Source organism: Aeromonas sp. R4-3, from assembly GCF_040908275.1.
Classification (GTDB): Bacteria; Pseudomonadota; Gammaproteobacteria; order Enterobacterales; family Aeromonadaceae; genus Aeromonas; species Aeromonas rivipollensis.
The window spans coordinates 1-20,577 of the sequence record NZ_JBFODK010000029.1 but is presented as its reverse complement, the minus strand read 5'-3'; the positions used below and the strand labels follow the sequence as shown (position 1 = coordinate 20,577).

The following is a 20,577-nucleotide window of genomic DNA, read 5'->3' as shown; positions in this document are numbered from 1 at the left end:
AAACAATCCCATCGACATTGTCCTCCTGCCTCAACTGACGTGGTATTGCGTATGATGCCGGTTCAGATCCACCGCGCCGCTCCTGACACCCGAATTGAACTGCCGGGTTCCGCCGGGATCTCGGCATGCAGCCGCGACGGCATGCCCATGTCTTCCCCCTGCACTATGTCGATGGCGCCGCCGTGGGGCCAGTGGAGGTCGCGCAAGTAGCCGGCGAAGGCGGCGGTCGCGGCGCCGGTGGCCGAGTCCTCATAGACGCCGCCGTAGGCGAAGGCATTGCGGGTGTGGAACAATCGCTCCCCGGCCACATGCACCAGCAAGATGGTCACCAGTCCCTCGCGGCGCATCAGCAGGCGCCCCTGCGCCTGCGAATAGTGCATGGCCGAGAGCGTTGCGCGATCCTTGAGCGCCAGCACCAGATGATCGGCGCCACCGTGAATGATCGCCGGGGGTATGCGGGGATCCAGGCTGGCCGCATCATAGCCAAACAGCGCCAGGGTTTCGCGCATCAGATCCGCCGGCGCCGGTTTGCTGTGGGTCGGCGGGGATTGCAGCGCCGCCTGCCATTGCCCCTGCTCATCCTGCCAGCCCGAGACCCGAATCTGGGTCTGGCTGAGGCGCAAGGCATGGTCCCCTGCCCCGAAGCGGCGCGCCAGCGCCACCCCGAGGGCTATGGTGGCATGGCCGCAAAACGGCACCTCCGCCTCGGGAGAGAAGTAGCGCACCCGCCATTGGCGCACCTCTGCGCCTTGCCCTTCGCTTTGCAGCGGGGCGGCGAAGGCCGTCTCCGAGAATCCGACCTCGGCGGCGATCCGCTGCATCTCCTCCGCCGTCGGCAGTTGGGCCCCTACCCAGACACCGGCGGGATTGCCCCCGCGGGATCCTGCGGAAAAGGCGGCGATCCGCACCAGCTCAGTGACCAGCTCCGTCATGACAACTCCTTGGCTTCTTGCTTCACGAGAAATGGGGTTCATAGGCTCATCCTTGCGGCCCCTTCCGGGGGAGCCCATCAGGGGGTCAGCTTACCCATAAAATTAACGGCCGCACAGGTGCCGCTTGAGCGCCGCGGATCCGGGCACTGGCGACTAGAGTTGGGAAACCTGTCTGTATATGCGCCTGCAGTGGAGTGCCATATGTATTCATACACCCTCATCTTCAGGGAAGAGGTCGACAAGCTGACGGCCCCCGAACACGAGATCCTCTTGCAAAGCCCGGCCCAGGCCGGAGATTTCGTCATCCTCTCCGACGGCAGCCGCCACCAGGTGATGTTCGTCACCCATCGCGCCCACTACAGCAGCCTCTACCTCGACAAGGGGATAAGAGTGCCCCAAAGCTGAGTCCGCGGGCTCAGGGAGCCCCTGGATGGCACCAATTTTTTCGCCCCCCTGTGCGAGTCCCGTTCCAGCTGCTAACGTGAAACAGGCCTGCCACCTCGCACCCAGGATATTGCCGCGAACCCAGGCTGTTGCTCATGGCAGTCATGGCTGCGATGAACCGGCAAGACTCACATTTTGAGGGATGAATTATGTCCAGGAATGCTGCTCTTATCGTGACCCTGACTCTGCTTGGCATGGCCCCGGCTCACGCCATCAACGCAAAATATGCCCAGCAGCTGGAGCGCTCCGGCTGCACCCAGGTAACCGAGGCCCAGGGCTGCGACATTCACAAGACCAAGGCCGAGAACGCGGCCGCCGGGTTCGGTGATGCTCCGGCGGCCACCAGCGGCAGCCCCTACGCCGGAAACTGGGTCGCCACCTTCCCCGAAACGGGCGCCACCGTCGCCACCATCCGCATCGACGACAAGGATCAGGTGTGGGTCAACGACAAGAAGGTCAGTGCCAAGAAATCCGATGGGGCCCTGGTGTTCAAGGACGGCATGGTCATCTACACCATACAGGGGGATCGTCGCATCAAGGGTGAAGATGGCTGGGTCGATAACGATGCGGGCACCAAGGGGCCGATCGTCGCCAAATAAGCGACATGACGGGAATGTGAAGGGGAGCCTGGGCTCCCCTTCTTGTTTGATCTCTTGCCGGTTTCTTCACCAGCCCCCGGTGAGCGACAACACTGCGCTTCCTCTTGCTATTCACTTACCCCTTTTTCGGATAGTCGAGCACGGCCGTCACCGGCCTTTGCGACGCGGCGGCCGACCAGGAGGGGGCGTCAAAGGTGAAGCGGGCGACGGCGCAGGTCGGCATCCGGGTGATCCTGCCGGAGAAGCGGTGGGCAAGGTCGGTGAACTCGGGATCGTGACCAAAGAGCATGACGCATCTTAACTCGTCACCAAGCTCACCCATCACCTCAAGCAGGGTCCTCACATCTGCGCCATAGATCCGCTCGTCCGTGATGATCTCCTCTGGCCGGTAGCCGAGCACCTCGGCGATGATGTTCGCCGTCGACAAGGCCCGGCAGGCGGGGCTCGATAGGATGAGATCGGGCCTCACCTTATCGTGCGCCAGCCGTCTGCCCATCAGGGGTGCGTCGCGCAGGCCCCGCTCGGCGAGCGGCCGCGCCCTGTCAGCCAGCCCCTTCTCTTCCCAGCTCGACTTGCCGTGACGCACCAGGATCAGGGTTCTCTTCATGACGCCTCCCGTGACGGCCACCCATGGGCCCAGTACCACCTTTGACTAGTGACAACCGGGGTTTGCCTGCCCTCAGTCCCTGTCACTGCGCCATCTCAATCATAGCGAAGCCGCACCGTTCGGGAACATGGGGCAAGCGAACGGGCAGGCTCTCAGCCCGGTCCCATGGTCGATGGCGGGCTCACCTCTTCCATGAAGATGAGGCGAAGGGGCTCTGCCAGCAAGTCGTCCGCCTGGCGGGCGAAGGCTTGGAAATAGTCCGTCTCGCAGTGGGCATCCAGGGCGGCCTGACTGACGAAGGCTTCGCGCATGTAGAAGGTGCCGGGTTCGTCTTTGAGCTCGAACAGCACATAATCGAGATTGCCAGGCTCCCGGCGGGTGGGCGCTATCAGCGCGAGCAACTCGTGGCGCAGGCGCTCCCTCATGCCGGCTTTGGCCTTGAGCACGGCGATCGACACTATCTTGTCCGACTCTCTCTTCATCTCTACCTCTCCACTGTCACATCATCAAGAGACCGGGAGGTGGCTGCCCTCTCATGGCAGCCGCCTCCCTCAACATGGCGCCCAGTGTAGGCATGGCGGCCAGGCCGATATAGATGGGCAGGATGGACAGAGTGTTCACCCCGGTGAACAACGGGGCGACGGCAGGGACATAAGCGCGGCCAGAGGCAGGCGCGCGGCTCGTCGTCAGGGCCTGCTCCAGATCTAAACGCTGAAGTAATAGGTGGTGAAAGGGTGCCCCGACAGTGTCGTCTTTGTCACCCTGGTGGCGCGCCTGGCGAGGGACTTGTATAAGGGGCGTGTGCCCAGCAGATGAAAGACGACCTCCTGATGGCCCATGCTGCGCGCCCACCCCATCATCTCGTTGAAGATGGCGAGCCCCCTGCCCCAACCCGCCCTGGCGATGACGATGGCTATCTCTATCCCCTCCTCATCGGGCTGGAGACCGCACCACCCCACCAGAGCGCCATCGATGAGGACGGCTCGCACGCGGCAACCGGGCAGCGCATCTATCGCCATCTTCTCCTCCATCCAGCGCCGCACCGTGGCCAGCTCGAAGGGGGGATGGTCAATCAGGTGCTTTCGCAGCGTCTCGTCGTTGACCAGGGGCAGAAAATCCTCTGCGCGCACCTCACAGAAGGGGATGAATTTCATAGACTTATCATGCTTTCCCAAAGAGTGATGGGCCCCTAATAGGGGGTCCCGTCCTTATGTCTGGCAGCCCAGGCACCATCGGCGCCCTGAACCAGGGCCAGATCGTCGTCAGGGTATTGGACTGTGTCCCCCGCCAGCCTGTCCCCCAGCTCGAGATAAACCGCCTCCACCTCCCCAGGGTTGAGCAACTGGTGGGCCAGGCCGTTGCCACCCTTGAAGCCGATGCACTCCCCCGGCGACATCAGGTACTCCTCCTCCCCATAACGCAGCATAGGGGTGCCCGAGAGCACATAGATGAACTCATCCTGCTTGCTGTGGTGATGCTTGAGCGCCGAGATGGCGCCCGGCGCCAGGGTCGTCAGGTTCACCCCCAGATTGGCAAGACCGAAGTGGTCCCCCAGCCTGCGTCTGGTGCGGTGTTTGACCAGTGAGGCGAAGGGCTCCGGATAGAGGGACTTTGCCTTGTTCTCCGGGATCTGTATGGCCTGAATGGGTGTCCGGTTCGTCATCTCAACAACCTCCATATTGGCGCCCTGGCGAGGGGCAGCAAGAGACAAGCCGAGTGCCTTGAGTGGCAGTCATGCAATAACACAGATACGACTGGAGGCTGTCAACGCTAAGATGCAATGTCCGGGGCCTTGCCGTTTCCCGCTGTGCAATGGGCCGGGCTTATGGCCCTCTACAACACCTCGACCTTGACCTTGAGAAGGCCGGATCGGGTGTTGCCTATGCTGCTGAAGGCCGCCCTTGAGAGATCGATCACTCGCCCCCTCGGGAAGTTGCCCCTGTCATTGACCCGCACCACCACGCTCTTGCCGTTGGCAAGGTTGGTCACCCGCACCATGGCGCCGAAGGGCAGCGTCATATGGGCGGCGGTGTTGGCGCTCTTCTGGTAGGGCTCGCCGCTTGCGGTGCGCTTGTTGTGGTAGTGATCGGCATAGTAGGAGGCCAGCCCAGTCTGGGTATAACCCCGCCCGTTGCCCGCACTGCCTGTATCAGGCTGGCTGCTGCAGGCCGCGAGCAGCAGGCACAGGGAGGCCAGCAGCCCTTTTTGTAATTTCCACGTCATGCTTTATTCCCTCGATGCGATGTCAGGTTGATGTGCCGTGGCCGTTACCCTGCATCGCCAGTCTGGATCCCGCGAACAGACGCCTACTCTCTCATATTTTCCATGGAAAACGGGAGGCCCAAGCCTCCCGTTTGTGTGTTCACCCGTCAGCCCCTGTCAGGGGAAGGACTCAGGCGATCAGCTTGTCATCGGCGAAACCGAAGCCCCGCAGCCCCACCACGTGCACGTGCTCGTGCTTGCCCTGCACCTTGCGGATGAGCTTGTAGGTGGTGCCCTTCTCGGGGCTGATGTTCTCCGGCGCCGCGATAAGCAGCTGCATATCCTGGCGCTCGCACAGCTCGAACAGGGTGGCGATGGATTTGCCATCCAGGCGCGCCGCTTCGTCGAGGAACAAGAGACGGCAGGGGGCTATGTCCTTGCCACGCAGGCGGCGGGACTCCTCCTCCCAGCTGATCAGCACCATCAAGAGGATGGCCTGACCTGTACCTATCGCCTCACCGGTGGAGAGGGCCCCGCTCTCGGCACGCAGCCAGCCATCGGCACCACGCTGTACCTCGATTTCGAGCTCCAGGTAGTTGCGATAGTCCAGCAGCACGTCCCCCATCACCTGATAGTTGCGCTCCCCCTGCTCTATCTGCGGGTTCAGGCGCTGGAACAGCTTGGCCATGGCCTCGGAGAAGCTGAGCTCCTTGTCGGCGAACAGATCGTTGTGCATGGCGCTCTGATCGGCGAGCGCGGTCAAGAGACGAGTGTGGGCCTCGCGGATGTTGACGTTGAGGCGCACCCCGCGCACCAGGCCGAAGGCGATGTTCTGCAGGCCCTGGTTGAGCACCCGGATGCGGTTCTGCTCCCGGCGGATGATGTTGGTTATCTTGGCCGCCACCTCGTGGGAGGAGAGGGACAGATGGTTCTCCCGCTGCTTGAGCTCGTCGGCAAGCCGCGCCAGCTCGATCTCCATCTCCTCTATGGCCTCCACAGGATCGTCCGAGCGGATGATGTCGTTGCGGATGCGATCCTTGAGGTAACGGTAGACCTGCACGTAGAAGGCGACCTTCTGCTCCGTGCTGCGGTTGCCCTCGGAGAGGCGCAGCGCATCGCGCAGGGCCTCGTTGTGGGCCACCGACACCCGCAAGGCGCCGAGGGCCTTGTCAGACATGGAGCGCAGCTCGTCGCTATCGAGGTACGCCAGTTCGCGCTTGTTCAGGCGCTTCTCGACATCGGTCTCCCGCGCCAGCCGCACCACCCGCGACCAGTTCGCCTTGTGGCCCACCAGGGATTTACGGGCGCCGAAGTAGTCCTTGCCTTCGAGCTTGAGACGACCGCCCAAGGATTCAATCTCGCGCTTGGTCACCTGCAACTGGGCCTCGGCGCTGGTGCGACGGGAGCGGGTGCGAATGAGCAGCTCCTCGATCTCTTTCTTGTGGGCGCGGGATTTCTCTTCCATGTCGTCGGACAGGGTGAGCCCCATGGCCCCCAGCTCCTGCTCGAACTCCGCCAGGGTCTGGCCCTTGGCCGAGGCGCTGGAATCGAGCGCGGTGCGCAGTTGCAGCGCTTCGGTGTGGCGCTGGGCAATCTGCTTGTGCTGCTCACCGGCGGTGCGGGCCGCCAGCTCGGCGGCTTTGAGCTTCTCTTTGAGCCGCTCGCTCATCTCCGAGGCCTTGCCCAGCAGGTCTTGCGCATCCTGATAGGCAAAGTGCGGCAGACGGGCCACCAACTGATCCAGCGCGTAGCAACGGCGCTTCTGCTCGGCCAGCAGTTCGCTCGCCTCATCAAAGGCTGCCTGCAGGGCAGAGAGATCCTGGGGATCCTGGCGCAGCACCTGCACCAGGGTCTCGAGCTTCTCGAGCCCCTTGCCGTGCTGGGCGATAAAGGCTTCGGCTGTTTTAAGGGCCTCGACGTCGGCGTGGGCCGCCTCGAGGCGGGCCGCCAGATCAGTCTCGGCAAACAGATGGGCAAAGGGCAGCATCCCCTGTACCAGCTGGATATGGCGAGTCAGCTGGGCGGCGGCCGCCTTGGCCTCACTCAGCTGCTTGTCGCACTCGCCGATGGCCCCTTGCAGCGCGCGCAGCTCGGCCTGTTTGGCCTGCACTTCGGCTTCCGGATCGGGGCGGAAGGCGATATCCAGATGCTGGCCGATAAAGTCGCGAAAATGCCCGTAGAGGCGGTGGTACTTCTGCTGCTCGAAGGCGGCCTTGGCGTATCCCTCGATAAGATTTTCCCGCTCGAGATCGAGCTGCTCGATGCGTTTTTCCCGGGCGGCGCGACCAAAGAGCGGCAGCTCGGGATAGCGGGAGAAGCGCACCTGACGCTTGCTGGTGCGCACCAGCACGGCGTCCCCCAGTTCGTCCGCTTCCACCAGATCCTCGTCAAAGGAGTCGGGGTTGCCCTGGATGAGGTAGATATCCTCCGGGCAATCTTCCAGCTTTTTCAGTCGCTCTATGGCGCCCTCAAGGTCGAGCACCACCAGGGCGCTGCGAGCCGGGCCGTAGAGCGCGGAGTAGTAAGGGGCATCGTCGATGGAGATGTCGTCATAGACGTCGGATAGCAGCACGCCCCCCACCTGCTCGGCGACGCGGGCCAGGCGCGGATCCGCCTCGCCGGCTCCCAGCTGCAGGTTGCGAATTTGCAGCTCCAGGGCCTGCTTCTGGCCCTGGATGCGGTTGCTCTCCTGCTCGAACTCCCGCTCCTTGTCGAGCACTGTCTGCATACCGGCCGAGAGTTCCTCGGCGGTGGCGAGCGGCAATCCGCTCTGCTCGCGCAGTTGTTCGAGCTTCTCGAACGACTTGAGCCAGCGCGGCGCCAGCTTGGTGAGATCGCTGATATCGCGGCCGAGCTGGACGCCCTGATGCTCGAGGCTGGCGCGGCGCTGGTTCGCCTCCGCCTGCTGATCGGCGAGCTCTTCCTGACGGTTGCGCTGGGCCTCAAGAAACAGCTCCAGCTCGTCCTGGCTCGCGATCAGCTGGCCAGACGCCTGATGCAGCTCGTCACGCAACTTGAACAGCACCTTCTGGCTGTCACTCTCTTTCTCGAGGCGAGCCAGCGCCGCGCGCAGCCCCTGCCCCTGTGCAATGCGGGCCTTGTCTTCGATATGGCGCTTGAGCAGCGCCTGCGCCGTGGGCCAGGCGGCCTCGCGGGCGGTCTCGGGGGCGATGCTGAGCAGCAGCGCCAGCGCGGCCTGATGCTCGGCCACCGCGGCCTTGGCCAGCGCCAGCTGCTGCTCGGCCCCCAGCACCCGGCGGGTTAAGCTCTGCTCGGCGGCGCGGAACTGGTGCAGGCTGTCGCTCGCCTGTTCGGCGGTCAGTCCCGGCAGTTCGCACTGCGCGCGGGCCGTCTCCAGCGCCTGCACCGCCTGGCGGTACTGGATGGCGCGGGTCTGCTGAATATCCAGCGCCTGCTGATAGTCGGCCAGCTGGGTCTTGAGGCTGTCTACTTCTGCCTGGGCCAGCTCCTTGCGCTCCTCCACTTCCAGCAACTGGCCGTGGATCTCTTCCACCACCGCCTGCTGCTGCTCGAGCTTGTCGTTGAGCTCCCGCAGATCGGCGCGATAGAGGGCAATCTTCTTTTGCAGCGCCACTGCCGCCATCACCTTGGCCAGGTGCTCGGCGGCGGACTCCAGCTCGTCGGTCAGCAATTTCTCGCGGTTGGTGAGCTGATCCACCTCGTCCGCCAGATAGATGGCGCGCTGCTTCTCTTCCGCCAGCAGGCGACGCTTGCCGGCGAGCTCAGCGCGCGCCTTCAGGGCCAGCTCGGAGAGACGGCTCTTCTCGGCGGCGCCCCGCACATACTCGGCCGCCACATAGTGGGTGGTCTCGGTAATGAGGTTCTTGAACAGATCCCGCTGGCCCTGGGTCTCCTTGATGGCCTCCAGGGTGCGGCGGTTCTCGTAGATGGCCGCCTCCATGTCCTGGAACGCCTTGCGCACGCCGGAGTTCTCCGGCAGCAGGTATTCCCGCAAGGATCGGCTGATGGACGAGGAGATGCCGCCATACAACGAGGCCTCGATCAGGCGGTAGAACTTGCCGCGATCTTTTTGATCCCTCAGCTTTTTCGGGGTGATGCCGAACTCGAACATGAAGTTGTGATAATCGGTCACCGTATTGAACTTGGCGACCTTCATGGCCCCCAGCTCGGCGGCGGCCCCCTTGAGATCGGCGAAGGCGCGTACCCGGCCCTTGCCGTCATGGAGTTTTTCCAGCAGCAGATCCGTGGGTTGCAGGTTTTCTGGCACATCCACCAGGGCGAAGGGGGTAATGTTGACCTTGTTGTCGCGATTCGCCACCTGCTCCAGGTGGACGCCGACCCAGATCCGCTGCTCGCGGCTGTTCATCACTTCCAGCAGCGAATAGCAGTGGCCGCGCTGCAGCTTGCCGTAGAGCCCCTTGTCACGGGAGGCGCTGCTGGAGCCCGCTTCCGTGGTGTTGCGAAAATGGAGCAGGGACTGATCCGGGATCAGCGCCGCGATAAAGGCCGCCATTGTGGTGGACTTGCCCGCCCCGTTGCCGCCGGACAGGGTGGTGACCAGCTGGTCGAGATCGAAGGTTCGGGCGAAGAAGCCGTTCCAGTTGACCATGGTCAGGGATTTGAATTTGCCTCTCACGCCGCACTCTCCATCAAACCGGCCAACTCCATCTGTGCCAGAACATTAACGTTGCAGATCATCTTCCACCTCCAGCTCCAGCTGCTCTTCATCCAAATCTCCCTCGATGTCGTCAAACAGCGAATCGCTGCTCGGCATCTCGTCGTCGTGGAAGATGGCCTCCCCTTCCTGAATCATCCGCAGCTGCACGGCGCGGGGATCCTCGTCGGAGCGCACGTCGGCGGCAAAGCGGAACACGGATTCGTTGACCCTGAACTTGTCGCTGTTGCCAAGGGCGGTGATCATCCCGAGGCGCTTGAGACGGCGCATGGAGGTGCGGATCTTCTCGAGCAGCTTCTTCTTGTCCAGATCGGTGCCGCCGGAGCGGCTGTTGACCATGCGCAGCAGTTGCTTCTCGTCGGCCAGGCTCAACACTTCCTCTTGCAGCTCGCCCATGGTGAAGACACCCTCGGAGGCGAGCCTGTCCGGGCTCAAATAGAGGTAACAGAGCACCTTGCCCACCAGCATATCAAGCTCGGAGAGCACTGTGGTGCCGATGTCGGCGCTGGGGCGTGGACGCAGGTAGAAGAAGCCCTCAGGCGCCTTGATGAGTTCGACCTGATAGCGGCCGTAGAAGATCTCGAGCTCGCCATGGAACTCCACCAGGGCCGAATGCTGTTCGAAATCGTCGGCACTGATGTGGCGCCCCGAGCGCAGGGCGGTGTCGATGCGCGGAAACAAGGGGTTGGCGATGGCCTCTGCGAGCCGCAGGGGCAAGGGAAACTCAGAATTGATCAATGACATAGGCCTGAACCTTGGATCCAGCTTGGTTAATGGGTTTCCATGCGGGTTGGCGGTGCAGCTCGCGCTCACCGCTGGCATGGCCGAGGCGCACGGCCTGGTCTATCAGCAGACGCGCCACGTCGAAGTGGGCGTGGGCCGGGAAATCGAGCAGGTATTCCCGCAGCACGTCGGCCAGGTCCAGCTGCTGCCCCTGCTCGGGATAGCGAGCCAGATAGCGCTCGATGCGCTCCGCCAGCGCCTGGTTGATGTCCACAATCTCCATGAACTCCATCTCGAGGGGCACCTCGCCGGTCACCTCCTCGTCGTGGATGGCGATGGTTTCGTCCCGCAGCTCCAACAGGCGCGGCTCCTCGGCGACTCTGAGCAAGAAGTTGTGCTGCTCGAAGTTGCGAATGGATTCCCGCAGCCGCTGGCTGAAGGCGCGGTTTTTGTCCATGTCGATGGCGTTGCGGATGAACTTGTGGACGTGCCTGTCATAGCGGGACCAGAGCTCGATACACTGCTGGCCCCAGGAGGTGATGACGTCGAGACGCCCCTGCAGGGCATGGGTCAGCTCCTCGACGTGGAACAGATCGTCGCGCCCCTGGGCCGCTTCCTGAATGTTGAGCAGCCCCGCCTGCAGCCGATGGCCGGCGGCGTCCAGGGTATCTTGCAGCTCGCGCAGGGTCTGGCCCGTCTCGCGCAGCAGCTTCTCGCAGCTGTGGATGGCGTCGATCCAGTTCTGGGTCAGCAGGGCCGCTATCTCGTTCTTGACCTGATTCTGCTGTTCGTCCATGGCGCGCTGGGTGAGATCGATGCGCCCGAGCGTCTCCTCCAGGGAGAAGGAGAGGCGCGGCAGCACCTCTGCATCCCACTGCTCCCGGGTATTGGTCTCAAGTGCCGCCTTGCGGGCGGTGTCGAGCTCGGATGCCAGGTGTTCGAGCAGGATGGAGAGCTTGATGGAATCGACCTGGCGCTGATCCATGAAGAAGTCGACGATGCTCATGCCAAGGCGCGACAGGCGATAGAGGCTCTCCCCCGCCACCATGTCGGTGGTGAAGCGCGACAGCAGTTGCTGGCGAATGAGATCGTTGATGGCGTTGTTGGCGCGACCGATGAGGGTCTCGTCCATCTGACCGAAGGCGCTGCTCACATAACCGAAGGCGTCGTGCAGCGCGGCTTCTGACAAATCCGATTCATCCTCGGAGAGTGTCTTGATCGCAATCAGAAAGGCCAGCCTGTCGGTGGGCAGATTCAAGGAGAGGCCCTCCTGTCTGACCCATCCCACCGTCTCTGGCAGGGTACGGGATGTACTCATCATGACGTTATCATCTCGTTGTTATAAACGGGGGCACAAGACCCCTCGTGGTGATTAGGACCCGGGGATGGGCAACCCCGGCGGCGGTATCCCGGCCGCATAAACCCTTGCATCCCGACCATTCAGGCCCCCATGACCACCCTCAGCCGACCGGCTTCTGGGCCATCACATGGATGTAGCGCCCGAGGGAGACAAAGGGTTCCTGACGACAGTAGTGCTGCTCCATGGCCAGCAGATCATCGAATTTCTCGACCTGCTCCTGCTTGTGGCGCATGTAGTCGTGAATGACCCGCACCCCTGTCTTGCCGATGATCTTGAGGCCCCCCCGGCCTATCCAGTCATAGACCTGTTCCGGCAACTGGGGGTTGGTGGGCGTGAGCGCGGTCTGACGTTTCTTGTTCAGCCCCTGGCGCACATAGTCGAAATTGCCCACCACCAGGCTCTGGAACAAGAGGCCATGACGATTGTAAAAAAGCAGCGACAGTATGCCCCCTGCATTGACGAAAGGGAACAGACCGAGCAGGGTCTGGCGGGGCTCGGCGAGCCACTCCAGCACCGCGTGGCAGAGCACCAGATCGAAGGTGCCGGTCACATGTTGCTTGAGCTCCTGAATGGGGCAATGGATGAGACGAATTCTGTCTTCCAGCCCCTTCTCGGCGATCTGGCTGCGGGCCAGTTCCAGCATTTCTGCCGAGAGATCGCACAGCTCCACCTGGTGGCCCATGGCCGCCAGCTTCTGGGCGAAGTAGCCAAAGCCGCCGCCGGCATCCAGGATGCGCAGGGGCCTGTTGCCAAGGCGCGCCAGGCAGGCTTCGATGTCGCTCCACACCACGGCGGTGCGAATGCGCCCCTTGGTGGAGTCATAAATGTTGCGGGCGAACTTGTCGGCGCGCCCGTCAAAACTCTGATCTTGCTTCAAGACACACTCATCTTCGGCCGCCCCGCTGTGGGGGCTCGCAGGAGGAACCACACAGGATTGGGCCACAGGAAAAAAGAGGGGTATTCTGTCACATCCCGGATCCGCTGAAAACTCAAGGACGACACCACAGTGTTTGAGCTTAAAAAATGGTTAGGCCAGTTGCTGATGCCGCTGCCCTTCTCCCTCTCCTTATTGCTGCTGGCGCTCGCGCTGCTCTGGTTCACCCGCTTTCAGAAGAGCGGCAAGCTGCTGGCGACCCTCTCCTTGGTGATCATCGCCCTGATGGGGATGAGACCCGTCAGCTATGAGTTGGCCCGTTCACTGGAGCAGACCTATCCGCCCTTCGAGGTGAGCCAGCATCCGGATATCGAGGCCATAGTGGTGCTCGGCAACGGCCATGTGAGCGATCCGGCGGTGCCCGAGCGCTCCTGGCAGAACAACATAGCCCTGGCCCGCACCCTGGAAGGAGTACGGCTGGCCCAGGCCTATCCAGAAGCCGAGCTCATTTTCTCCGGTTATGTGTCCGGGGATCCCCTGTCCAATGCCGAGGTCAACGCCCGCATGGCGACGAGCCTGGGGATTGCGAGATCCCGAATGACGTTGTTTGAAAACAACAAAGACACCCATGACGAGGCGGTCAGCATCAGCGCCCACCTCAAGGGCAAGCGGGTCGCCCTGGTGAGCTCGGCCACCCACCTGCCCAGGGCCATGGCGCTCTATCGCGGCCAGGGACTCGATGCGGTGCCGGCCCCCACCGACTACACCGCCAAGCAGAGTCAGGTGGCGCAGCCCCTCTACAGCTACCTGCCCAAGGGGCGTTATCTGATGTATTCCGAGGCTGCCATTCACGAGTGGATTGGGGTATGGTGGGCCCGTTTGCGGGGGCAGGTTAACGATTGAGCGATCGGTTCTTGCATTCCTGATTTGGATCAGGAAAGCGAAAAAAAATTACGTCATTTGCCGCCGGGTCAGCTATCTTGGGCTCGGTTCAATTCATATAATGTTGCGCAATCAAATGCCTAGGAGATTGAGAAGATGAGACAGCACCTGGTAATGGGTAACTGGAAACTGAACGGCACCAAAGCTTCTGTCGAAGCTCTGATCAAAGGACTGACCCCGGCTGCTGCCGCTCATCCTTCCGTGCAAGTCGCCGTCTGCCCGCCGGTTATCTTTTTGGGTCTGGTTGAACAGCTGACCGCTGGCAGCAAGATTGCTTACGGTGCCCAGAACGCCGACGTTCACGAGTCTGGCGCCTTCACCGGCGAGAACGCCCCCTCCATGCTCAAAGCCTTCGGTTGCACCTACTCCCTGGTCGGCCACAGCGAGCGTCGCACCCTGCACGCAGAGACCGACGACGTGGTAGCTGCCAAGTACGAAGCCATCCAGAAAGGCGGCCTGGTGCCGGTTCTGTGCATCGGTGAGACCCTGGAGCAATTCGAAGCCGGCGTGACCAAGAACGTGGTCGAGACCCAGCTCAAAGCCGTCATCGACCGTTGCGGCATCGCCTCCTTCGAGAACGCCGTCGTGGCTTACGAGCCGGTATGGGCCATCGGCACCGGCAAGACTGCCACCCCGGAAATCGCGCAATCCGTTCACGCTCACATCCGTCAGTACCTGGCCGGTTTCGACGCCGCCGTCGCTGCCAAAGTACAGATCCTGTACGGTGGCTCCGTCACTGGCGCGACCGCTGCCGATCTGTTCGGTCAGCCGGACATCGACGGTGGCCTGGTGGGTGGTGCGTCCCTGAAAGTGGACGACTTCTCCCAGATCATCGCTGGCGCCGCCCAGTAAGTGACGCAAGAGAGGGGCCTGGCCCCTCTCTTGATATCGCTTTCCTATGGGTCCCCTTCTTCCATAGGAAAGCCGATATAGTAAAAACGGCTGGCCCCATTTTCAGATATTGATATTCGACAACTCAGATCCAGAGGCACTCATGACCAAACAAATCAAACGTATTGGTGTTTTGACCAGTGGTGGTGACGCACCGGGTATGAACGCAGCCATTCGCGCCGTGGTGCGCGCCGGTCTGCATCATGGCCTGGAAGTCTACGGCATCTATGATGGCTACCTCGGTCTGCATCAGGACAGGATCGTCAAGCTCGAGCGCCACAGCGTCTCCGACGTGGTCAACCGTGGCGGCACCTTCCTGGGCTCTGCCCGCTTCCCCGCCTTCAAGGACCCGAAAGTTCGCGCCGAAGCGATCGAGAACCTTAAAAAGCACGGCATCGACGCCCTGGTGGTGATCGGCGGTGACGGCTCCTACATGGGTGCCAAGAAGCTGACCGAAGAAGGTTTCCCCTGCATAGGTCTGCCGGGCACCATAGACAACGACATCGCCGGTACCGACTTCACCATCGGCTTTGACACCGCCCTCAACGTGGTGGTCGACGCCATCGACCGTCTGCGCGACACCTGCAGCTCCCACCACCGCATCTCTGTGGTCGAGATCATGGGCCGCCACTGTGGCGATCTGGCCATGTCTGCCGCCGTTGCCGGTGGTGCCGAGTACGTGATAGTGCCGGAAGTGGCTTTTGACAAAGAGAAGCTGCTGCAACAGATCAAGGAAGGCGAAGCCAAAGGCAAGAAGCACGCCATCATCACCATCTGTGAGCACGTCACCGACGTCAACGCCCTGGCCAAAGACATCGAAGCCATGACAGGCCGCGAAACCCGCGCCACCATTCTGGGCCACATCCAGCGTGGCGGCTCGCCGACCGCTCGCGATCGCATCATGTCCAGCCGCATGGGTGCCTTTGCCGTCGAGCAGCTGCTGGCCGGTCAGGGTGGCCGCTGCGTCGGTATCCAGGGCAACGAGATGGTGCACCACGACATCATCGACTGCATCGAGAACCTCAAGCGCCCCTTCGATCAGGAGCTGTACGATCTCTCCACCACCCTGTTCTAAGCCCCCTGGTGCTTCATGCAGGTTGTTGTGACAAAAACCCTCCATCGGAGGGTTTTTTTATGCCTGCCGGCTGTCATCAGCGCCCCCTGCTGGCAGACACAGGCCACCGCCCTCCCTGCCCCGTCCATGAGCCAGCCTGCCTATCTGCCCCCTGCTGAGTTTCTGCCAGATAAGGTAGCGAGATAGGCGCGCACTTTATTCTCCCCTTTCTCTTTTCACCTCTCTCATTTACCCCTCTTCAGCAGACGCTTGCTCCCTTCACTCCCCCGTCTTGCTCGCCCTCTTGCCTGCACTTCTGCCTGCCCCTGGGCCATAGGGCTTGCTCGGCCTGGAACCCGCACCTCCCTGGCCGATGTACTTCTCAGGACGCCTCTCGCCCTGCCCCTTGCGCCCTCTGACAGGAGCCCCCCTCGTGCGTGCCTGTCCCTGTGCACCTGTGAATGCAATTTCATGCCCCCAACCATGACGCCCGCCCAAAAAGAGCGGCTTGGCGGGCGGTGCAGCGGGTCTTTCTCCTGCCGAATGTCTGCTGTTTTGCCCTGTTTTCCTCTGTGAATTGAAATTCTGCCGGGAGGTGATGACGATAAAGCACCGCCCAGACTGGGCTTATCCCATGGCGGGCAGGTAAAAGTGATGAGACAAGGGAAATGGTGATACCAGACAGCCAACCCATCATTGGCGACACTTTCAGGCGCATCGCCCTGCCATTTTCCGTCACAAAAGTTGAAGATCACTAAAAGAGTCTCGTACAAAACCCACTAAAAAACACAAACGAAAAACAGTAACTATATGTATATAAAAGGAATAGTTACATGCCTGACATGCATGAAATTGACCACCCCATGATGAGACGATAAAACAGCCACAAAATTACAAAAACATGGCACTACATCGCCACCAATTGAATTTAGCCATATAAATACATTTTTCATTGTTATCCCCTGTCATTGTGGTATCTTGGTCTCATCATCAGTCAGCCAAGGGAGACAAAATAATGAAAGAGTTCGTTGTTACCGCCGTTTTTACCGTGTTTTTCACTCTGGTTGCCGTCTCTCTGCCCTCGCTGGCACAGCTCTAAGGCGGTTAATCGGTCAGGAAGCTGCTTGCCCTGGGTCTTGATAGCGCCACCAGGCCGTAAAAACACCCGCAAAGATGGGTTTTTGAAGCCTTGTGCAAGAACAGGATGTCAGTCAGGATTTATTGGCTATCTGTGAGCATTTAACGACCTGGACGTCATGATCGCCGTTCTTGCAAGGGGAGCCTCAGTGCTCCCCTTGCTGCATCTGTCTCTGCGGGATTTACTCTTGCCCCCCTGCCCGTCACAATGTCCGCTGGATTTGCCATGCAGGAATCACCATGACTCAGGATGCTCTGCGCCACTGGCGCCGTGACCTTCACCGTCTCCCCGAAGCCGCCTGGTGTGAATTTCGCACCAGTGCCCTCATCGCCCACCACCTATCCGAACTCGGTTTTTCCGTCATGCTGGGGGACAAGCTGCTGGCCAGCAACCTCATCATGGGACGGGAGATCGACGTAGCGGCCCAGAAGGAACGAGCCCTGCGTCAGGGGGCCCACCCCGACTGGCTGGCCCGCATCGACGAGATCACCGGTGTGATGGGGGTCTGGGACAGCGGCCGCCCCGGCCCTACCCTGGGGTTTCGCTTCGACATAGATGCGGTAGAGGTGGAAGAGAGCCGGGAGCCGGCACACCAGCCCTGCCAGGAGGGGTGGCACTCCACCAACCCGGGCTGGATGCACGCCTGCGCCCACGACGGCCACACCGCCATCGGGCTGGTGCTGGCCGAGCGGATCAGCGCCCTGGGCGAGCGGCTCAACGGCCGCATCAAGCTGTTCTTCCAGCCTGCCGAAGAGGGGTGTCGCGGCGGCAAGGCGCTGGCGGCGGGTGGTCAGCTCGACGACGTGGATGCCCTGCTGGCGCTGCACATCGGCATTCATGCCAACAGCGGCGAACTGGTGGTCAATCCCACCGAGTTTCTCTGCTCCACCAAGTTCGATGTGGAATTCATGGGGCGCGCCGCCCACGCGGGGCTCGAGCCCAACGCCGGCAGCAATGCCCTGGCGGCGGCCTGCACGGCCACCACCGCCATGCTCGGCATTGCCCGCCACCGGGACGGCATGACCCGCATCAACATAGGCCAGCTCAATGGGGGCAGCGGTCGCAACGTGATCCCGGGTCACGCTCGCCTGCAGGGAGAGACCCGTGGCGCGACCCCGGCCCTCAACGACTACATGTTCGGCCAGGTGCAGCAGATAGTGGAAGGGGCCGCCATGATGCAGGGGGCCAGCTACCTCATTCGCAAGCAGGGGGAAGCCATCGGCATAGAGAACAGCCCGGCCCTGCTCGAGGAGATAGTGCCCCTGGCCGAAGCGCTCAAGCTCGAGACCATCCACAGCCGCCGTTTCGGTGCCAGCGAGGATGCCGGTTTTCTCATCGAGCGGGTGCAGCAAAATGGCGGCCAGGCCGCCTACCTGATCCTGGGGGCCAATCTGGCGGCGCCTCATCACCACCCGGAGTTCGACTTCGACGAGGCCGTGCTGGCCCCCGGCGTCGCCCTGCTCGAGGCCTGGCTGCTCAGCCGCCTCGGCACCTGAGAACACCTCCGATGAAAAAAGGCAGCCCTGGGGCTGCCTTTCTTGTCTTTGCGGATCCGCTTGACGCCTGTCTCAGCGTCCCAGCACTATGTCAGAGAGGTGGGCGAAGTGATGGATCTCGTGAGTCGCCTCGCAGGGCCCCTGCTGGCGGGCCGGGTTGTACCAGCAGGTCGCCAGCCCCTGGGCGGCGGCACCGGCGATGTCGGTCTTGGGGTTGTCCCCCACCATCAGCACCCGCGCCGGGCTCGGTTGCCCCATCAGATCCAGGGCATGCTGGAAGATAGCGGCGGCCGGCTTGGTCACCTGCACCTCGTCGGAGATAACGAGGGGCTCAAACCACTCATTCCAGCCCAGCTTGTCGAGACGACCGCGCTGCGGCAGGCTGAAACCATTGGTGATGATCCCCATCCTGACCCGGCTCTTCAGGGCCAGCAGGGTCTCCTCCACCCCCTCCAGCGGCACGCTCAGGGCGATGATCTGCTGCAGGAAGGTGTCATTCATCGCCATGGGTGCCACGTCCACCTGCTCGGCAAACATCGAAAACCGGGTCTGCTGCAGCCAGGTGGCGTCTATCTCACCGCAGTTGTATTGCTGCCACAGCCTGTGGTTCAGCTCGTGATAGGCCGCCATCCTGGGGGGCGTCGGCGTCACGCCATAGATCTGCAGGGTGCGCTCCAGTGCCTTCGCGACCGGGAAATCGAGCAGGGTCTCGTCCAGATCGAACAGCACCCAGTCATAGCTTGCTTGTTTCACGCTTGTCCTCATTGGTTGTACTTGGCGATTCATATGGCGGGCTCGGCCATCCCGAGCGGGCTGGCGAGCAGCGCCAGCGACAGCCTGACGCCAAACCCGGTCACTTCGCTGCCGACCACGCCGTTGCCCCCCTTGTTGCGAAAACCGCTCAAGTCGAGGTGCAGCCAGGGTGTCTGCCCGGGCACGAAGCGGCTGAGGAAGCGGGCGGCGTCGATGTGATCCGGCGAGCTACCAGGCGCGCACTGTAACAGATCGGCCCACTCGCTATCGAGGTTGTCATCGAAATCCTCGTCCAGCGGGAAGGGCCAGATGCGTTCACCGCTCTGCTGCCCCAGGCGTATCAGCTCGGGAAGCCAGTCGGGGCGATTGGTGAAGGCGCCGCTGTAACGGCTGCCGAGCGCCCGCTTGCAGGCGCCGGTCAGGGTCGCGTAGTCAATCAGCAGATCGGGCTCCCCTTTGGCCGCGAGCGACAGGGCATCCGCCAGCACCATGCGCCCCTCGGCGTCCGTGTCCACCACCTCTATGGTGGTGCCATTGAGGGCGGTCACCACCTCCCCCGGTCGGTAGGCACGGGGGCCTATGTGGTTCTCGGCGATGGCGAGCCAGCAGTGCACCTCATAGGGCAACTTGGCCCGGCTGATGGCATGCAGGGTCCCGAGCGCCACAGCGCTGCCCCCCATGTCCAGGTGCATGCCATACATGCTGCCACCGACTTTCAGGTTATAGCCCCCGGAGTCGTGACAGATCCCCTTGCCCACCAGCGCGATGCGGCGCACCGGATTGGCCGGGCAATAGCTGAGCCTGACGATGGCGGCCTGGTTGTCCTCAGAGCCCCTGGCCACCGCCAGGAAGGCGCCGGCGCCGAGCTTGGCGAGGGCCGCCTCGTCGAACTCCTCCCATTGCCAGCCCTCCGCTTGCGCCAGCTGCCGCGCGAAGGCACGGTAGCTGCCGGCGTTCAACTCGGAGGCGGGCAGCACGGCCAGATGACGGGCCAGCCCGTTGCCCTGAGCCTCGGCCTCGATGCGGGCCAGATCCAGGATGCAGGGGGGAGACAGGGTCAGGCTCTGATAGCCGATGGGCGCCTCGTCGGCGCGTTTCTGGGTGGGCAGCGGCACATTGGCCGCCAGCAGGGTGGCGAGCACCAGCTCGGCCAGCAGCGCCCGGGGCGCCTCATCGAAGCCCTCCAGGTGCAGCGCCAGCTGCGCCACCTTGAGACCCGCAAGGGGGGCTGTCCAGGTGCGGATCTGCTTGTAGAGCCGGTGATCCAGCACCGGCGCCGAGTCCACGAAGAGCACCAGCTGCAGGCCCTGGCCATCCGCCAGCCGGTAAGGAGCCGGCAGACCCAGGGCTATCTGGGCCGCCACCCCGGCAAAGGCCGGTTGCGCCAGCAGGGCGTCGCGCCCGGTCTCGGCTACCAGCAGCAGTTTGACGGGAATGTCGCTCGCCATCACCTCGTTCAGGGTGCTGGTCTGCATGGTTATCTTGGGGGCAAGGTAGTTGAAAGCGTGCATCACAGGGAGAGGCCTCATCCATGAACAGAAGCCAGAATGATACCGAACAAATGGGACAAAGGATCGCCACCACATAAATTAATGTGCTGGATCAGGGTGATAGACGGGAGAGTCGAGATGGATATGGAGAAGGGGAAAATATAATAACTTGGTTGCGGGGGCCGGATTTGAACCGACGACCTTCGGGTTATGAGCCCGACGAGCTACTCCACCCCGCGTCCGAATTGTGTGTCCGTTGCCAGACCTTTCCCGCAAGCTGCCGAGCAGTAGCACCTTGCGTCTTCGTCTCACCGCTGCGATGCAAGACCGAGCCATGAGGACAAATAGTTGGTTGCGGGGGCCAGATTTGAACTGACGACCTTCGGGTTATGAGCCCGACGAGCTACCGAGCTGC

Annotated in this window: 18 protein-coding genes and 1 tRNA gene; 6 read left to right on the top strand and 13 right to left on the bottom strand. The window is 62.3% G+C overall.

The window, feature by feature from the left end:
* Positions 1–62 precede the first annotated feature (62 nt).
* Positions 63–932: a PhzF family phenazine biosynthesis protein gene (locus AB5Y91_RS08800; protein WP_368169573.1), complete on the bottom strand. Its 870-nt coding sequence runs from the start codon at positions 930–932 to the stop codon at positions 63–65.
* A 201-nt stretch (positions 933–1,133) separates the two neighbouring features.
* On the opposite strand from AB5Y91_RS08800, the gene AB5Y91_RS08795 reads away from it, so the two are divergent.
* Both AB5Y91_RS08795 and AB5Y91_RS08790 read left to right on the top strand, forming a co-directional pair.
* Complete coding sequence (locus AB5Y91_RS08795) at positions 1,134–1,337, top strand: hypothetical protein (protein WP_106886705.1); 204 nt, start codon at positions 1,134–1,136, stop codon at positions 1,335–1,337.
* 188 nt (positions 1,338–1,525) lie between these two features.
* The gene (locus tag AB5Y91_RS08790) at positions 1,526–1,975 is read left to right on the top strand and encodes a hypothetical protein (RefSeq protein ID WP_289980222.1); all 450 of its coding nucleotides are present in this window, start codon (positions 1,526–1,528) and stop codon (positions 1,973–1,975) included.
* 115 nt (positions 1,976–2,090) lie between these two features.
* Here AB5Y91_RS08790 and AB5Y91_RS08785 read toward each other — a convergent pair whose 3' ends face one another.
* From AB5Y91_RS08785 to cmoM, 9 genes are all read right to left on the bottom strand, one after another.
* On the bottom strand, positions 2,091–2,582 hold the full coding sequence (locus AB5Y91_RS08785; protein WP_368169572.1) for a histidine phosphatase family protein: 492 nt from the start codon (positions 2,580–2,582) through the stop codon (positions 2,091–2,093).
* Positions 2,583–2,734: 152 nt separating this feature from the next.
* The gene (locus AB5Y91_RS08780) at positions 2,735–3,064 is read right to left on the bottom strand and encodes a putative quinol monooxygenase (protein ID WP_171276212.1); all 330 of its coding nucleotides are present in this window, start codon (positions 3,062–3,064) and stop codon (positions 2,735–2,737) included.
* A gap of 222 nt (positions 3,065–3,286) precedes the next feature.
* On the bottom strand, positions 3,287–3,736 hold the full coding sequence (locus AB5Y91_RS08775) for a GNAT family N-acetyltransferase (protein WP_368169571.1): 450 nt from the start codon (positions 3,734–3,736) through the stop codon (positions 3,287–3,289).
* A gap of 35 nt (positions 3,737–3,771) precedes the next feature.
* The gene (locus AB5Y91_RS08770; protein WP_368169570.1) at positions 3,772–4,245 is read right to left on the bottom strand and encodes a cupin domain-containing protein; all 474 of its coding nucleotides are present in this window, start codon (positions 4,243–4,245) and stop codon (positions 3,772–3,774) included.
* A gap of 170 nt (positions 4,246–4,415) precedes the next feature.
* Positions 4,416–4,805 carry a septal ring lytic transglycosylase RlpA family protein gene (locus AB5Y91_RS08765; protein ID WP_368169569.1) on the bottom strand — a complete coding sequence of 130 codons (390 nt, stop codon included), beginning with the start codon at positions 4,803–4,805 and terminating at the stop codon, positions 4,416–4,418.
* A 169-nt stretch (positions 4,806–4,974) separates the two neighbouring features.
* Positions 4,975–9,402 (bottom strand): chromosome partition protein MukB, encoded by a 4,428-nt coding sequence (gene mukB / locus AB5Y91_RS08760; protein WP_368169568.1) that lies wholly within the window; start codon positions 9,400–9,402, stop codon positions 4,975–4,977.
* 45 nt (positions 9,403–9,447) lie between these two features.
* A complete protein-coding gene (mukE, locus tag AB5Y91_RS08755) occupies positions 9,448–10,185 on the bottom strand; it encodes a chromosome partition protein MukE (protein WP_025327077.1) in 738 nt (245 codons plus the stop codon).
* Complete coding sequence (mukF, locus tag AB5Y91_RS08750) at positions 10,166–11,485, bottom strand: chromosome partition protein MukF (RefSeq protein ID WP_368169567.1); 1,320 nt, start codon at positions 11,483–11,485, stop codon at positions 10,166–10,168. Before mukF ends, mukE begins: the two co-directional genes overlap by 20 nt.
* Before the next feature lie 139 nt (positions 11,486–11,624).
* Positions 11,625–12,401: a tRNA uridine 5-oxyacetic acid(34) methyltransferase CmoM gene (gene cmoM / locus AB5Y91_RS08745; protein WP_368169566.1), complete on the bottom strand. Its 777-nt coding sequence runs from the start codon at positions 12,399–12,401 to the stop codon at positions 11,625–11,627.
* A gap of 129 nt (positions 12,402–12,530) precedes the next feature.
* Between cmoM and elyC the strand changes: the two genes are divergently transcribed.
* The 4 genes from elyC (at position 12,531) to AB5Y91_RS08725 (ending at position 17,919) form a co-directional block, all read left to right on the top strand.
* Positions 12,531–13,301, top strand: coding sequence for an envelope biogenesis factor ElyC (elyC, locus tag AB5Y91_RS08740; protein ID WP_368169565.1), 771 nt, complete (start codon positions 12,531–12,533; stop codon positions 13,299–13,301).
* A gap of 135 nt (positions 13,302–13,436) precedes the next feature.
* Positions 13,437–14,192, top strand: coding sequence for a triose-phosphate isomerase (gene tpiA / locus AB5Y91_RS08735; protein WP_111911896.1), 756 nt, complete (start codon positions 13,437–13,439; stop codon positions 14,190–14,192).
* A gap of 142 nt (positions 14,193–14,334) precedes the next feature.
* On the top strand, positions 14,335–15,306 hold the full coding sequence (gene pfkA, locus AB5Y91_RS08730; RefSeq protein WP_005326082.1) for a 6-phosphofructokinase: 972 nt from the start codon (positions 14,335–14,337) through the stop codon (positions 15,304–15,306).
* 1,356 nt (positions 15,307–16,662) lie between these two features.
* Positions 16,663–17,919 (top strand): amidohydrolase, encoded by a 1,257-nt coding sequence (locus AB5Y91_RS08725; protein WP_368169564.1) that lies wholly within the window; start codon positions 16,663–16,665, stop codon positions 17,917–17,919.
* Positions 17,920–17,991: 72 nt separating this feature from the next.
* Here the strand turns inward: AB5Y91_RS08725 and yjjG are convergent, their stop codons facing one another.
* The 3 genes from yjjG to AB5Y91_RS08710 form a co-directional block, all read right to left on the bottom strand.
* Positions 17,992–18,672, bottom strand: coding sequence for a pyrimidine 5'-nucleotidase (yjjG, locus tag AB5Y91_RS08720; RefSeq protein ID WP_290028116.1), 681 nt, complete (start codon positions 18,670–18,672; stop codon positions 17,992–17,994).
* A 29-nt stretch (positions 18,673–18,701) separates the two neighbouring features.
* Complete coding sequence (locus AB5Y91_RS08715) at positions 18,702–20,186, bottom strand: leucyl aminopeptidase family protein (protein ID WP_368169563.1); 1,485 nt, start codon at positions 20,184–20,186, stop codon at positions 18,702–18,704.
* A 146-nt stretch (positions 20,187–20,332) separates the two neighbouring features.
* Positions 20,333–20,401, bottom strand: a tRNA-Met gene (locus AB5Y91_RS08710).
* Positions 20,402–20,577 lie beyond the last annotated feature (176 nt).

Coding starts and splice junctions, on each gene's coding strand:
- AB5Y91_RS08800 (WP_368169573.1), bottom strand. CDS start 932: ATGACGGAGCTGGTCACTGAGCTGGTGCGGATCGCCGCCTTTTCCGCA.
- AB5Y91_RS08795 (WP_106886705.1), top strand. CDS start 1,134: ATGTATTCATACACCCTCATCTTCAGGGAAGAGGTCGACAAGCTGACG.
- AB5Y91_RS08790 (WP_289980222.1), top strand. CDS start 1,526: ATGTCCAGGAATGCTGCTCTTATCGTGACCCTGACTCTGCTTGGCATG.
- AB5Y91_RS08785 (WP_368169572.1), bottom strand. CDS start 2,582: ATGAAGAGAACCCTGATCCTGGTGCGTCACGGCAAGTCGAGCTGGGAA.
- AB5Y91_RS08780 (WP_171276212.1), bottom strand. CDS start 3,064: ATGAAGAGAGAGTCGGACAAGATAGTGTCGATCGCCGTGCTCAAGGCC.
- AB5Y91_RS08775 (WP_368169571.1), bottom strand. CDS start 3,736: ATGAAATTCATCCCCTTCTGTGAGGTGCGCGCAGAGGATTTTCTGCCC.
- AB5Y91_RS08770 (WP_368169570.1), bottom strand. CDS start 4,245: ATGACGAACCGGACACCCATTCAGGCCATACAGATCCCGGAGAACAAG.
- AB5Y91_RS08765 (WP_368169569.1), bottom strand. CDS start 4,805: ATGACGTGGAAATTACAAAAAGGGCTGCTGGCCTCCCTGTGCCTGCTG.
- mukE (WP_025327077.1), bottom strand. CDS start 10,185: ATGTCATTGATCAATTCTGAGTTTCCCTTGCCCCTGCGGCTCGCAGAG.
- mukF (WP_368169567.1), bottom strand. CDS start 11,485: ATGATGAGTACATCCCGTACCCTGCCAGAGACGGTGGGATGGGTCAGA.
- tpiA (WP_111911896.1), top strand. CDS start 13,437: ATGAGACAGCACCTGGTAATGGGTAACTGGAAACTGAACGGCACCAAA.
- pfkA (WP_005326082.1), top strand. CDS start 14,335: ATGACCAAACAAATCAAACGTATTGGTGTTTTGACCAGTGGTGGTGAC.
- AB5Y91_RS08725 (WP_368169564.1), top strand. CDS start 16,663: ATGACTCAGGATGCTCTGCGCCACTGGCGCCGTGACCTTCACCGTCTC.